Source organism: Pseudarthrobacter sp. NPDC092202, from assembly GCF_044755505.1.
Lineage (GTDB): Bacteria > Actinomycetota > Actinomycetes > Actinomycetales > Micrococcaceae > Arthrobacter.
In genome coordinates, this window is the sequence record NZ_JBIVRG010000029.1 from 1 (window position 1) to 12,856 (window position 12,856).

Here is a 12,856-nt window from a genome sequence, read left to right on the forward strand (position 1 = left end):
GACGCCCGGAACACACCCCTGCCCGCGGCGCATCATCTCGCACCGGTCACGCCAGGACGGCCAGCCGAAGGCTCATCGGTGGATCGAGGCTTAGGAACCGCGCGTGCCGCGCCGGACGTGCTGCTCAGTCGGAGTCCATCAGGTCGAGCAGTTTCCTGGCTGCGTCCCTGATGTCATCGTGCCCGTACTGCCCCGCCCTGCTTTCCAGCGAAATGACGGCGCAGCGGTGGACTTTGCTGAAATCCCCAAACGGGAAGCTGACACTTCCCTTGGTCCCCTCCGACTTGTCGTCGTCCCGGCCAAGGTGCCACTCCGCGTAGTCGCCGAACCCGTGCTTGTCGATATAGGTGTTCTCCTGCTCCGTGGACGGCGCGTGTTCACTCCAGTCATCCCGGACATCGCGTTCCACCTTTCCTGCCGCAATGAGCTTGCGGGCGTTGGCGAGTGCCTTCCGGTTCAGCCGTACTGCCATCCCGTATCCTTCCTGGCCGGTTCCGGCGCGGGGTCAGCCGGAGGGCTTCCAGCGTAGAACCGCGGCAGGGAATCCGCTACGGATTAACGCCGGGGAGACCGCGACGAAACGCGCCCACAACAATCGCTGCGTAGGTTTCAGGCATGAGCGCAAACATCCTCGACCGGTTCCGCGCGTGGCTCAGTGACACGTTTGCCTACGAATCAGGCGAGCAGGCTGCCGATGCCATGGCTGACGCAACCCGCTGGGGATGGCTGCCTGCCCTGAGCGGGGTGGCGGTAGGGGCAGAGCACGCCCGGCAGAGCCACACGGAATCCGTGGCGCAGCCGAGCGGAATGTCTGGTTGAGCACACTATTGCACCGGTAGCGGGATCATGCCCTAAACTGCTTCACTGAGGTGCCTGAAATGGTGCTGCGCAGCAACGAAAGTGAACACGCTATGGCTACCGATTACGATGCCCCACGCAAGCAGGAAGAAGAATCTCCAGCCGACTCGCTGGAGGCCCTCCAGGCGTCCCGCGGCGGCAACGCGCAGACCGCAGTCATTGACGTCGATGAGAACGACACCGCCGAAGGCATCGACCTGCCCGGCGCTGATCTTTCCAACGAGGAACTGACGGTCATTGTTGTTCCTGAACAGTCCGATGAGTTCACCTGCTCATCCTGCTTCCTGGTCCGCCACCGCTCCCAGGTTGCCCGCGAAAAGAACGGCTTGAAGTACTGCCGGGACTGCGAAGGCTGACGCTGCCGAACTTCCCTGCTCCGGCCACCCCCCCAAAGGGGCGGCTGGCGCTTCTTCGCCTCCCGCCGTCGTCGTTATGCCGGTTACGGCAAGGTGCCGGTCCAAGGCAACAACAGGGCAGAACCGGCGCAAAAGGCCAAGGAACGCCCGGTTTTCCGCGCCGTATTTATGTGCGCGTGATGCGCGGCGCCACACCCTAACGGTTCCGCGGCGAACAGGCCACAGCCCTCGATCTGCGCCGTAAACGCTCCTACCCTTGAGCTATCCAATCGCTCAACATATGGGTGGCTCCACAATGAAAAAGTTTTCCACCTGGCTCGCCGCCATCCTCATGGCTGCCGGGCTTGGAATCGTGGCACCGGGGCCCGCCTCGGCAACCACTTCCTACTGCGGGCTTGTGTGGGGTTCCCTGGCGAAAGCCGACCCGGACATGGGCACCGCCAATGTCACCAACGTCCGCACGGGGCAGCACTACTGCTTCGACCGGATGGTGGTGGACCTCAACGGCACAGCCGCCGGCTACACCGTGCGGTACGTTCCCCAGATAGTGCAGGACGGATCCGGCTTCACCATCCCCGTCCGGGGAAACGGGCGCCTGCAGGTGACAGTCAACGCTCCCGCCTACGACGGCAACGGCAACTCCACCTATACCCCGGCTGACCCGAACGAGCTGTCCAACGCCGCCGGCTACCAGACGTTCCGCCAAGTGGTCTGGGCCGGAAGCTACGAGGGCTACACCAGCATCGGCCTGGGCGTCCGGGCCCGCCTTCCCTTCCGGGTCTTCACCCTGGATGGGCCGGGCTCCGGGTCCCGCCTGGTGGTGGACGTGGCACACTACTGGTGACATTCGGCCGTAGACGCCAAAGGTGCCGTTCCCCCTGTGTGCGGGGAACGGCACCTTTCCTGCGGCCGGGCGATTGGACTAGCTCACGGCGGCTACTCCGGCACCACCAGCGCGGGGGTATCCCGCTTGAGGGTTTCGCCGCGGAAGAAGCCGGGGCGGACCTTGGCCATGATGAGCATGACGGCGGCGCCTGAGGCCAGGATGCCGACTCCGAGGACAAACACCAGGCCCACTCCAAAGATCTCCGACCCGCTGCCGAACTCCGGGGCCCAGCTGTCCACTGCAGTCTGCAGGAACACCACGAACAGGCCCACCCCGCCCAGCACCGGGCACACCAAGCGGAGAACGAAGTGCCGCAGGCTGTCGAAAACGCTGTGGCGGAAGTACCAGGCGCACGCCAGCGCCGTCAGCCCGTAGTAGAAGCAGATCATCAGTCCGAGCGCCAGGATGGTGTCATTGAGGACGTTCTCGCTGACCACATGCATCACCGCGTAGAAGCCCGCAGACATGACGCCGGCAGCAACGGTGGCGAAGCCCGGCGTCGCAAACTTGCGGCTGACGCGGCTGAACGGTTCGGGAAGCGCACCGTAGAACCCCATGGCCAGCATGCTCCGGGAGGGTGACATGAACGTGGACTGCAGGGAAGCGGCCGAGCTGGACAGCACGGCCAGGGACATCAGGATGGCGAAGGGACCCATGATGGGCGAAGCCAGGGCGGTGAAGATGTTTTCGTGGATCTCGGTGTTGTTCAGGCCGTTGCCGGTATCCCCGACGCCGGCGAACATCATGGTGGCGATGCTCACCAGCAGGTAGATCGCCAGGACGATCAGGGCAGTGAGGGTGCCGGCGAGCCCGGAAGTCTTCCTGCCGTTGGACGTTTCCTCATTGACCGTCAGGCAGACGTCCCAGCCCCAGTAGACAAAGATGGAGAGTGAGATGCCTGCGGTGATCTGCCCGAAGGTCTCGATTTTGGTGACGTCGAACCATTCCCAGCTGAAGGGGATGGCGGTTTCTGAGGAAGACCAGTTGGCGAAGGCCATGCCCACAAACAGGCCCAGGACCAGCAGCTGGAATCCCACCAGGCTGTACTGGACCAGCTTGGTGGTGTGGAGTCCGCGATAGCTGACCCAGACCGCCAGGGCCACGAACACAAAGCAGGTCAGCACGTTCAGGGCCTTGTTTGCGGACAGCTCGGCGAGCTCCGGGGAACCGGTCAGCTGCGAAAGGAAGAGGTAGAAGAAGTCGACGGCGACTCCCGCCAGGTTGGAAAGCACAATAATGTTTGCGGCCAGCAGGCCCCAGCCTCCCATCCAGCCCACCCAGGGGCCGAAGGCCTTGGTAACCCAGGTGAAGGTGGTGCCGCTGTCCGGGGAATCGGCGTTGAGTTCCCGGTAGGCGAGCGAGACCAGGATCATGGGGATGAAACCGATCAGGAAAATGACAGGCAGCTGGAGTCCGGCTTCATTGACCGTGGGACCCAGGGCACTGGTCAGGGTATAGGCGGGGGCGATGGTGGAAATGCCCAGGACGACGACGGCCAGCAATCCCAGCTGCCCGCCCTTCAGTCCTTTGGGGCTGATGCCGGACGTCCCCGGGGAGTGCGGCCCGGAACCGGCAGGGGCTGTCCTGGTGCGGATGGTCTCGGTCATGGCACCACTTTCTGGAAGAAGTTGAGACTACGATCACTATATGAATGGCGTTCATTTAGTATGGGGGCGTGTGACGCGGGACGCAAGAGGGAATATGAAGGACGTTCGTTTATGTCCGCGTTTGCGAAATTAGTAAGCTCACTGAGAAATTTCCTGCGGACCAGCCATAGCGCCCTGTGGTGCTGATAGCGTCGGAATTACTGGACCAATTGAGGAGGATGCATGAAAGCTTCACCGACACTGACCAATAACCTGCAGGCCGTGCTCGCCGACCTGATTGAACTGCATATCCAGGGCAAGCAGGCGCACTGGAACATTGTGGGAACCAACTTCCGCGATCTGCACCTGCAGCTGGATGAGATTGTGGACGCTGCCCGCCAGTTCGCTGATGACACCGCCGAGCGGATGCGGGCACTGCACGCTTTGCCGGACGGCCGCAGCTCCACCGTGGCCGAGTCCACGTCCCTGGCCCAGTTCCCTGAAGGCCTGATCAGCACTAAGGACGCGATCGAACGCATCGTTGCTGCCCTTGAGGCTGCCGTGGGCACCATGCGCAAGGTTCACGATGAAGTGGATGAAGAGGATCCCACCACCGCGGACCTGCTGCACGAGTTCATCGCCAAGCTTGAGCAGTACGCCTGGATGGTGAACGCGGAAAACATGAAGCCCACCGCCAGCGTCACGGCGCCGGACGCAAAGTAGGCAGCGCCCGCAGGGTCGCGGAGTGCGGGGCGCCCGCGGCTGGAGGTTATCCTCCGGCTGCGGGCGCCTTTTCTGTCCCATGGCCAGGTGCGCAGGGCAGCTTTCAGTCGTCCGCCTTGGGCACTTTTCGTAGTACGACGGCGGCGAGGACTGCCGCCGTCGCCATCAGTACCAGCCCAATCGCTGCGGTGACGTGCACTCCTGAATCGAACGCCGCTGCCGCGGCCTGGCGTACGGCGTCCGCCAGGGGCTGCGGCAGCCGGGCCGCGAGCTCCATGGCGCCGGCAAGGGTCTCGCCGGCATGCACAGTTCCTGAGGCGGGGGCGGCTTCGGTGATGCCCGCCGGGAGCCGCAGGTTGTGCTGGTAGGAGGCGGTAAGGATGGAACCCAGGATGGCGGTTCCCAGCAGGGCGCCCACCTCGTAGCCCGTCTCGGAGATTGCTGCTGCCGCGCCTGATTTTTCCACCGGAGCGCTTCCCAGGATGAGGTCATTGGAGATTGTCTCGGCAGTCCCCACGCCCAGCGCGAGGACCAGCAGTGCGGCCAGCAGCAGCGAAGGTCCGCCCGCATGGCTGCCAAAAGTCACCAGGCTGTAGCCGGCGGCACTCATCGCAAGCCCGGCCGCCACCACGAAGCCCGGGCGGATCTTCCTGACGGCCGGCACTGCGGCAAGGCCCGCGACGATGGTGGCCACCAGGGCCGGGATCATTGCCATCCCGGCGGCCGAAGGTGACATCCCCTCGATGAGCTGGAGGTGCTGGGCCAGGAAGAGGATGAACCCGTTGAAGGAGAACAGGGCGAGGATGTTGGCGGTGATGGCCATGCTGAAAACCCTGTTGCGGAACAGGGAAAGATCCAGCAGCGGGCTGCGCAGGCGTTGCTGGCGGTGGACAAAAACAGTACCCATTAACACGCCGAACGCTATGGTGCCTAGGGCTGCTGCGCCTGGCCCTTCGGTGGCGAACTCCTTGATCCCATAAACCATAGGGGCCATGGTGAACAGCGAGAGCAGGATGCTGGGCACGTCCACCTTTCCCGGTGATGGATCCCGGGATTCAGGGATGAAGGCGGGGCCGAGGACCAGGAGCGGGAGCATGATGGGTACCGCCACCAGAAGCACGGCGCCCCACCAGAACTGTTCCACCAGCCAGCCGCCAAAGATCGGCCCGAGCGCGGCGCCGCCGGAGAACCCCGCAGCCCAGATGGCAATGGCCAGCCGCCGCCGGTTGGGGTCCGGGAAGATGTTCCGGATCAGTGACAGCGTGGAGGGCATCAACATGGCGCCAAAGAATCCCAGCGCCGCCCTGCCGGCGATGAGCCAGCCGGCACTGGGCGCAAAGGCGGTGGCTGCTGATACTGCCGCGAAGCCGATGCTGCCGATGATCAGCAGCCGCCGGCGCCCGATCCTGTCACCCAGGCTGCCCATGGCAACCAGCAGGCCGGCCAGTACCAGCGGGTAGGCGTCCACGACCCAAAGGAGCTCAACCCCAGAGGTGTTCAAGGCGCCCGCGATGGCCGGCAGCGCAAAGGTGAGCGCCGTGTTGTCCACGGCCACCAGGAGGACGGGGAACATCAGCAATGCCAGGGCCAGCCAGTCCCTCCGGGTGCCACGGGATGGGTTGCCAGCGGGCAGGGCGGCTGAAGTGGGCTGGCAGGTCCTGGGCTGGGAAGCGGCGGATGGGGTCATGAGCTTAACTGTACCGTCTGGACGGTATAGTTAAGAAATCAAATCCCCACCGTGCATGATGGGAACCATGGCCAGAAAACCCATAGCGCGAGATGCCGTCCTCGATGCCTTTGAAGAGCTCCTCATCGATGTGGGGGAGAGGGCCGCCACCTTGGATGCGGTAGCCAAACGCGCCGGCGTCTCAAAAGGCGGCCTGCTGTACCACTTCCCCAACAAGGAAGCGCTGATCACGGCCACCCTGGAGCGGCTGGACCGGCTGGCAGGGGAGGACCTCGCGGCGATGGCCGCCGCGCAGGAAGGCGCGGCCGCGTACTTCATCCGGTCCTCGCTCTGGTCCGACACCCCGATGGACCGCTCCTTTGTTGCTGCCACCCGCCTGGCGGAGGTGGCGCACGAGGGCGCACGGCGCCGTTTTGCCGCGATCCAGCAGCAATGGCTGGACCTGATCGGGAAAGATGTGGGTGCGGGAATGGCCAAGGCGGTGCTGTACATGGGTGATGGGCTCTATTTCAATGCCATGTGGGAGAGCGGTCCGTCCGGCAGTCCCGGGAACCGGCAGGAGGAAGTGCAAGAACTCCTTGCGGCGGTGGAGCGCCTGAGGGGTTAACCGGCATTTGCCCGGCGGCCCGCAGCGTAGGAGAATTGCAGCATGTGTGGGCCGTCACCGGCAAGCACAGACAACAACCCAAATTAATAGCCTTTGATCTGCGGCGGGAGAGTTCTGCCAGAAGGTACAAGCAGGCGCCGTAGGAGCAATACCTCCCCAGGAATCTCACAGGCCCATGTACCGCCGCGGCGAGGCAACTCTGGAAAGCAGCAGGCTGTTCGCGCGGAGATCCGGTTCCGGAACTCCAGGCAGCTGTGCTCACCGACGGTGCAAGCGGGGCCAGCCCAGGCAGGCCGCGCGGAAACTCTCAGGTCCAATACAGAGCGGGGAGGGACACGAATCGATGCGGCGTACCCTGCGCCGCCTTAGTTATGGAGTTCCTCGTGACTGTATCTCCGGCCTCCGCCGTCCATGCTCCTGCCGCCACCTTCGTTGACCGGCACATCGGCGCACGGCGCCAGTCCGACGTCGACACCATGCTCAAAGCCGTGGGCTACGACACCGTGGACGCCCTGGTTGACACCGCCGTCCCCAAGGACATCAGGCAGGACTCGCCGCTCGAACTGGCAGGCGCGCTCAGCGAGGTGGAGGCGCTCGCCGAGCTCCGCAGGCTGGCCGGCAAAAACAAGACCGCCGTGCAGATGATCGGCCAGGGCTACTACGACACCGTGACCCCGCCGGTGATTCGGCGCAACATCCTCGAGGGCCCGGCCTGGTACACCGCGTACACCCCGTACCAGCCCGAAATCTCGCAGGGCCGGCTCGAGGCGCTGCTCAACTTCCAGACCATGGTCCAGGACCTGGTAGGCCTGCCCATCGCCAACGCCTCCCTGCTGGACGAAGCCACGGCCGTTGCAGAGGCCGTGCTGATGATGCGCCGGGCCAACAAAAATAAGGACGCCCGGGACGGCAAGACAGTGCTGGACGCAGACTGCCTGCCGCAGACCATCGCCATCGTCAAGGGCCGCGCCGAGGCGCTCGGCTTCGAGGTTGAAGTCGCGGACCTCGCCAAGGGGCTGCCCGACGGCGCCATCAACGGTGTGGTGCTGCAGCAGCCCGGCGCGTCCGGCAGGGTGTTCGACCACAGCCCAGTGATCGCCGATGCCAAGGAACGCGGCGCCCTGGTGACGGTGGCGGCCGACCTCCTGGCGCTGACGCTCATCACGCCTCCCGGTGAGCAGGGGGCCGACATCGCCGTCGGCTCCGCCCAGCGCTTCGGCGTGCCGCTGTTTTACGGCGGCCCGCACGCCGCGTACATGGCTGTGCAGAAGGGCCTCGAGCGCTCCATGCCGGGCCGCCTGGTGGGCGTCTCCAAGGACTCCGCCGGTGTTCCCGCCTACCGCCTGGCCCTGCAGACCCGCGAGCAGCACATCCGCCGCGAGAAGGCCACGTCCAACATCTGCACGGCCCAGGCGCTGCTGGCCATCGTGGCCTCCATGTACGCCGTCTACCACGGCCCGGAGGGCCTGAAGGCGATTGCCCAGTCGGCGCACGCCCACGCCAGGAGCCTGGCTGCGTCCCTCAAGGCAGCAGGCCTCGACGTGCTGCACACCAGCTTCTTCGACACCGTCACCGTTTCCGTCCCGGGAAGGGCTGCGGGCATCATCGCCGCAGCGGAGGCGCAGGGCATCAACCTGCGCAGCATCGACGCTGACACGGTGGGCTTCTCCACTGACGAAACGACCACAACGGAAATTGTCGGCGGCGTCCTTGACGCTTTTGGCGTTGGAGCCTTCGGCGTCTCAGTTGTTGACGCCGAAGGTGACCCTGCCTTCGGCTTGGACGCCGCCGTCGGACGTTCCTCCGACTTCCTGCAGCACCCGGTGTTCAACACGCACCGTTCCGAGACCCAGCTCCTCCGCTACATCCGCCGCCTCTCTGACCGGGACCTGGCGCTGGACCGCACCATGATTCCGCTGGGCTCCTGCACCATGAAGCTGAACGCCACGGCCGAGATGGAAGCCATCTCCTGGCCGGAGTTCGCCTCCATCCACCCGTTCGCCCCGGACTCCCAGACAGAGGGCTGGCGTGAGCTCATCGCAGACCTGGAAGCCCAGCTGACCGAGATCACCGGGTACGACCAGGTGTCCATCCAGCCCAACGCCGGATCCCAGGGCGAGCTCGCCGGCCTGCTGGCGATCCGCGGCTACCACCACTCCCGCGGCGACCAGCAGCGCAACGTCTGCCTGATCCCCGCTTCTGCGCACGGCACGAACGCCGCTTCGGCTGTCCTCGCGGGCATGAAGGTGGTTGTGGTGGCCACCGCCGCAGACGGCACCATCGACCACACCGACCTTTACGCCAAGATCGAGGCGAACAAGGACGCATTGTCCTGCATCATGATCACCTACCCCTCAACCCACGGTGTGTACGACGCCGACGTCCGTGAGGTCTGCGACGCCGTCCACGCCGCCGGCGGCCAGGTGTACATCGACGGCGCAAACCTCAACGCCCTTGTGGGGCTGGCCCAGCCGGGCAAGTTCGGCGGGGACGTGTCCCACCTGAACCTGCACAAGACCTTCTGCATCCCGCACGGCGGTGGGGGACCCGGCGTCGGGCCCGTCGCGGCGAAGGCGCACCTGGCACCGTTCATGCCCGGCAACGCCGCCACCTGGACGGAAGGCAACGACGTCCCCATCTCCGCCTCCAAGTTCGGTTCCGCCGGTGTGCTGCCCATTTCCTGGGCTTACGTGAAGCTGATGGGCGGCCAGGGCCTCACCGAGGCCACCAAATCAGCGCTGCTGGCAGCCAACTACGTCGCGGCACGGCTGGACGAGCACTTCCCGGTCCTGTACACCGGCGAAGCCGGGCTGGTGGCGCATGAATGCATCCTGGACCTGCGCGAACTCACGGCCCGCACCGGCGTCACTGCCGAGGACGTGGCCAAGCGCCTCATCGACTACGGTTTCCACGCCCCCACACTCGCCTTCCCCGTGGCGGGCACCCTGATGGTGGAGCCCACGGAATCCGAGGACCTCGGCGAGATCGACCGCTTCATCGAAGCCATGATCGCCATCCGCAAGGAAATCGACCAGGTGGCCAACGGCGACTTCACGGTGACGGACAGCCCGCTCCGGAACGCCCCGCACACGGCCGCCGCCGCCATCAGCAGCGCCTGGAACCGTGCCTACCCGCGCGAGCAGGCCGTGTTCCCGGTGAAATCCCTTAAGCAGGACAAGTACTTCCCGCCCGTTGGCCGCATCGACGGCGCGGCGGGGGACCGCAACCTGATCTGCTCCTGCCCGCCGCTGTCCGAATTCGAAAACTGAGGACGCCTGCCATGACTGAGAAGCGCACCGCCCTCTACGACGAGCACAAGAAGCTGGGGGCCTCCTTCACCGATTTCGGCGGCTGGCAGATGCCCCTGAAGTACAGCTCGGAGCTGGCCGAGCACCACGCCGTCCGAAACGCTGCCGGGCTCTTTGACCTTTCTCACATGGGCGAGGTCTGGGTCACCGGGCCGGATGCCGCCGCGTTCCTGGATTATGCGCTGGTGGGGAAGATCTCGGCCATGGCGGTGGGCAAGGCGAAGTACTCACTGATCTGCAATGAGGACGGCGGCATCATTGACGACCTCATCACCTACCGCCGTCCGGCAACCGCGGGTACCGCGCCAGGCAGTACGGATCGTTTCCTGGTGGTTCCCAACGCAGGCAACGCCGGCGTGGTGGCCGCGGCCCTGACTGAACGTGCAGCCGGCTTCGACGTCCAGGTGGACGACGCCTCCGCGGCCACCTCGCTGATCGCCGTCCAGGGCCCCAAGGCGCAGGAGCTGCTGCTGCGACTTGTGCCCGCGGCCCAGCACAGCCTGGTGACGGAGCTAAAGTACTACGCCGCCGTGGAAGTCCCGTTCCTGGTGGGCGGTGCCGGGCAGGACCTCCTGCTCGCCCGCACCGGTTACACCGGTGAGGACGGTTTCGAGATTTTTGTGGCGAACGACGACGCCCCGGGCCTTTGGCAGGCACTCGTCGCCATCGCGGAGGATGGGGAGCTGACGCCCGCCGGGCTGGCCTGCCGCGACTCGCTCCGCCTTGAGGCGGGCATGCCGCTGTACGGGAACGAGCTCTCGCTGCAGGGGGACCCCTTCGCCGCCGGCCTGGGCCCCGTCGTCGCGCTTTCAAAGGAAGGCGACTTCGTGGGCAAGGCAGCGCTTGCCGCGAAAAAGGAAACCGGCGCAGGCGTCACTGCCGGCCGCCGGCTCGTGGGACTCAAGGGACTGGGCCGCCGCGCCGGCCGGGCACGCTACCCCGTGCTCAAGGACGGCACGACAGTTGGCGAAGTGACCTCGGGCCAGCCTTCGCCCACCCTCGGATACCCGATCGCCATGGCCTACGTCGACGTTGAATTCACCGAGGCTGGCACAGCACTGGACGTTGATTTGCGAGGTAAGGCAGAGCCGTTCGGAGTCGTCGACCTGCCGTTCTATAAACGCCCCAAGTAGCCTTGTTTTGGCGCGGTCACCTTCGGGGCCGCCGGACCGGACATTTTCACGCGTGCTGGCTCGTTCCTCGCCTTTGACGCACGCTTTCGAAAAGTCCGGCTCCGCCGGCCCCTCGTGCGGGCGTTGCGGTTGTGCGCGGACATGGTCAGGTCGTTCAGGAAGTGGGTGGACGCGAACTACGTGCGTGTTTTTTTGTTTCACCCGCCCACGCTTTCGAAAAGTCCGGCTCCGCCAGCCCCTCGTGCGTTCATCACCTTAGGCGACGGGCCCCGGCGGCTGGGCGGACTCCGGAGGCGGGCGTCTAAGGGAGCGTCACGTCCGCCCAGCGGGCGTCCACGCGACCGAGCCCGCGGAGGAATTCGGCCGGCCGCACCCAACCCACCACGAACTCTTTAGTTAGGAACTAATCGCATGGCTGTTGGAGTCTTTGATCTTTTTTCGATCGGGATTGGGCCTTCGTCTTCTCATACTGTGGGGCCGATGCGGGCTGCTGCTGTGTTTGCGGAGGAGCTGAAGACTTCCGGCTTGCTGGCGGGGGTGGCGGCGTTGCGGGTGGATCTTTATGGGTCGTTGGCGGCGACGGGTCATGGGCACGGGACGATGACGGCCATTTTGTTGGGGTTGGAGGGGTTTCATCCGGAGCTGATCCTGCCCGATGAGGTGGAGGAGCGGCTGGCGGCGATTGCGGAGACCGGGATGCTGCAGCTGGCCGGTGCGGTGGCGTTGCCGTATGGGGTGAAGGACATGGTGTTGCGGCCGTTGACGGTCCTGCCCCGGCACACGAACGGCATGACTTTTACGGTCTCCGACGCCGGCGGCCAGGTCCTGCACACGGCGACGTTTTTCTCGGTGGGTGGCGGGTTCATTGTCCGTGAGGGCGAGGAGGACGCGGCCCTGCAGGAGTTGGAGGAGTCCAAGAAGGAACTGCCGCTGCCGTTCCGGACCGCTGCGGAGCTGCTGGCGCACTGCCGGGAGACCGGCCTCAGTATCAGCGATGTGATGCGGGTCAACGAGGAAGACAGCCGCACCCCGGAGCAGATCCGCGAAGGCCTCCTGCATATTTACTCGGTGATGGAGGGGTGTGTGGCCGCGTCCCTGAAGCGTGAGGGGGTGCTGCCGGGCGGGTTGAAGGTCCGGCGGCGGGCGCCTGACTGGTATGACCGGTTGCGGAAGGAAAGCGCCCGGCCCGCCGGCGAAGACCAGGACGGTGAGGGCGCGGACACCGAGTTCCATGACCCGAAGTATTGGCAGGAGTGGGTTAACTTGATCGCCCTGGCGGTGAATGAGGAGAACGCCTCCGGCGGCCGGGTGGTCACGGCGCCGACGAACGGGGCGGCCGGGATCATCCCGGCGGTGCTGTATTACGCGCTGCATTTCGCGCCGGGGATGGAGAACGCCACGCAGCAGGACCGCGACGACGTTGTGGTGCGTTTCCTGCTCGCCGCCGGTGCTGTGGGGGTGCTCTATAAGGAGCAGGCGTCGATTTCGGGTGCTGAGGTGGGCTGCCAGGGCGAGGTAGGGTCGGCGTCGTCGATGGCCGCTGCGGGCCTGGCTGAGGTGATGGGCGGGACACCCCAACAGGTGGAGAACGCGGCGGAGATCGCGATGGAGCACAACCGGCTCTTCGCAGTTGAGGGTGTAGTCGAGGGTCGGCGGCTGGTTCGTGGATAGACGTCGAGGTCTTCCAGGATGGAAGTTCTCACACTGCCCAT

10 protein-coding genes, 1 pseudogene and 1 riboswitch are annotated in these 12,856 nt (G+C 65.4%); of the genes and pseudogenes, 8 read left to right on the forward strand and 3 right to left on the reverse strand.

What is annotated here, in order from left to right; all coding sequences use genetic code 11:
* Nucleotides 1-124: 124 nt before the first annotated feature.
* Entirely contained in the window at nt 125-472 is a 348-nt protein-coding gene (locus tag ACIQF4_RS20910; RefSeq protein WP_400517841.1) for a hypothetical protein, read from the reverse strand.
* A 143-nt stretch (nt 473-615) separates the two neighbouring features.
* On the opposite strand from ACIQF4_RS20910, the gene ACIQF4_RS20915 reads away from it, so the two are divergent.
* The 3 genes from ACIQF4_RS20915 to ACIQF4_RS20925 all read left to right on the forward strand — a co-directional run bounded on the left by ACIQF4_RS20915 (nt 616) and on the right by ACIQF4_RS20925 (nt 2,058).
* Nucleotides 616-819, forward strand: coding sequence for a hypothetical protein (locus tag ACIQF4_RS20915; protein WP_400517840.1), 204 nt, complete (start codon nt 616-618; stop codon nt 817-819).
* 92 nt (nt 820-911) lie between these two features.
* Nucleotides 912-1,214, forward strand: a complete 303-nt coding sequence (locus ACIQF4_RS20920; protein WP_350004917.1) for a DUF4193 domain-containing protein — start codon at nt 912-914, stop codon at nt 1,212-1,214.
* Between the two features lie 295 nt (nt 1,215-1,509).
* Nucleotides 1,510-2,058 (forward strand): hypothetical protein, encoded by a 549-nt coding sequence (locus tag ACIQF4_RS20925; protein WP_350004915.1) that lies wholly within the window; start codon nt 1,510-1,512, stop codon nt 2,056-2,058.
* A gap of 92 nt (nt 2,059-2,150) precedes the next feature.
* Here the strand turns inward: ACIQF4_RS20925 and ACIQF4_RS20930 are convergent, their stop codons facing one another.
* Nucleotides 2,151-3,707, reverse strand: coding sequence for an APC family permease (locus ACIQF4_RS20930; RefSeq protein WP_400517839.1), 1,557 nt, complete (start codon nt 3,705-3,707; stop codon nt 2,151-2,153).
* Nucleotides 3,708-3,929: 222 nt separating this feature from the next.
* Here ACIQF4_RS20930 and ACIQF4_RS20935 point away from each other — a divergent pair, with 222 nt between their 5' ends.
* Nucleotides 3,930-4,409, forward strand: a complete 480-nt coding sequence (locus tag ACIQF4_RS20935; protein ID WP_066273843.1) for a Dps family protein — start codon at nt 3,930-3,932, stop codon at nt 4,407-4,409.
* A 103-nt stretch (nt 4,410-4,512) separates the two neighbouring features.
* Here ACIQF4_RS20935 and ACIQF4_RS20940 read toward each other — a convergent pair whose 3' ends face one another.
* Nucleotides 4,513-6,096 carry an MFS transporter gene (locus tag ACIQF4_RS20940; protein ID WP_400517838.1) on the reverse strand — a complete coding sequence of 528 codons (1,584 nt, stop codon included), beginning with the start codon at nt 6,094-6,096 and terminating at the stop codon, nt 4,513-4,515.
* 67 nt (nt 6,097-6,163) lie between these two features.
* On the opposite strand from ACIQF4_RS20940, the gene ACIQF4_RS20945 reads away from it, so the two are divergent.
* From ACIQF4_RS20945 to ACIQF4_RS20960, 4 genes and pseudogenes are all read left to right on the forward strand, one after another.
* Entirely contained in the window at nt 6,164-6,703 is a 540-nt protein-coding gene (locus tag ACIQF4_RS20945) for a TetR/AcrR family transcriptional regulator (RefSeq protein WP_400517836.1), read from the forward strand.
* Nucleotides 6,704-6,797: 94 nt separating this feature from the next.
* Nucleotides 6,798-6,896: riboswitch (glycine riboswitch) on the forward strand.
* Between the two features lie 178 nt (nt 6,897-7,074).
* Complete coding sequence (gcvP, locus tag ACIQF4_RS20950; protein ID WP_400517835.1) at nt 7,075-9,972, forward strand: aminomethyl-transferring glycine dehydrogenase; 2,898 nt, start codon at nt 7,075-7,077, stop codon at nt 9,970-9,972.
* A gap of 11 nt (nt 9,973-9,983) precedes the next feature.
* Nucleotides 9,984-11,144: a glycine cleavage system aminomethyltransferase GcvT gene (gene gcvT, locus ACIQF4_RS20955; RefSeq protein WP_400517834.1), complete on the forward strand. Its 1,161-nt coding sequence runs from the start codon at nt 9,984-9,986 to the stop codon at nt 11,142-11,144.
* A 411-nt stretch (nt 11,145-11,555) separates the two neighbouring features.
* Nucleotides 11,556-12,761 (forward strand): annotated as a pseudogene (locus ACIQF4_RS20960) (L-serine ammonia-lyase); the annotation flags it as partial.
* Nucleotides 12,762-12,856: the final 95 nt, after the last annotated feature.

Coding starts and splice junctions, on each gene's coding strand:
- ACIQF4_RS20910 (WP_400517841.1), bottom strand. CDS start 472: ATGGCAGTACGGCTGAACCGGAAGGCACTCGCCAACGCCCGCAAGCTC.
- ACIQF4_RS20915 (WP_400517840.1), top strand. CDS start 616: ATGAGCGCAAACATCCTCGACCGGTTCCGCGCGTGGCTCAGTGACACG.
- ACIQF4_RS20920 (WP_350004917.1), top strand. CDS start 912: ATGGCTACCGATTACGATGCCCCACGCAAGCAGGAAGAAGAATCTCCA.
- ACIQF4_RS20925 (WP_350004915.1), top strand. CDS start 1,510: ATGAAAAAGTTTTCCACCTGGCTCGCCGCCATCCTCATGGCTGCCGGG.
- ACIQF4_RS20930 (WP_400517839.1), bottom strand. CDS start 3,707: ATGACCGAGACCATCCGCACCAGGACAGCCCCTGCCGGTTCCGGGCCG.
- ACIQF4_RS20935 (WP_066273843.1), top strand. CDS start 3,930: ATGAAAGCTTCACCGACACTGACCAATAACCTGCAGGCCGTGCTCGCC.
- ACIQF4_RS20940 (WP_400517838.1), bottom strand. CDS start 6,096: ATGACCCCATCCGCCGCTTCCCAGCCCAGGACCTGCCAGCCCACTTCA.
- ACIQF4_RS20945 (WP_400517836.1), top strand. CDS start 6,164: ATGGCCAGAAAACCCATAGCGCGAGATGCCGTCCTCGATGCCTTTGAA.
- gcvP (WP_400517835.1), top strand. CDS start 7,075: ATGGAGTTCCTCGTGACTGTATCTCCGGCCTCCGCCGTCCATGCTCCT.
- gcvT (WP_400517834.1), top strand. CDS start 9,984: ATGACTGAGAAGCGCACCGCCCTCTACGACGAGCACAAGAAGCTGGGG.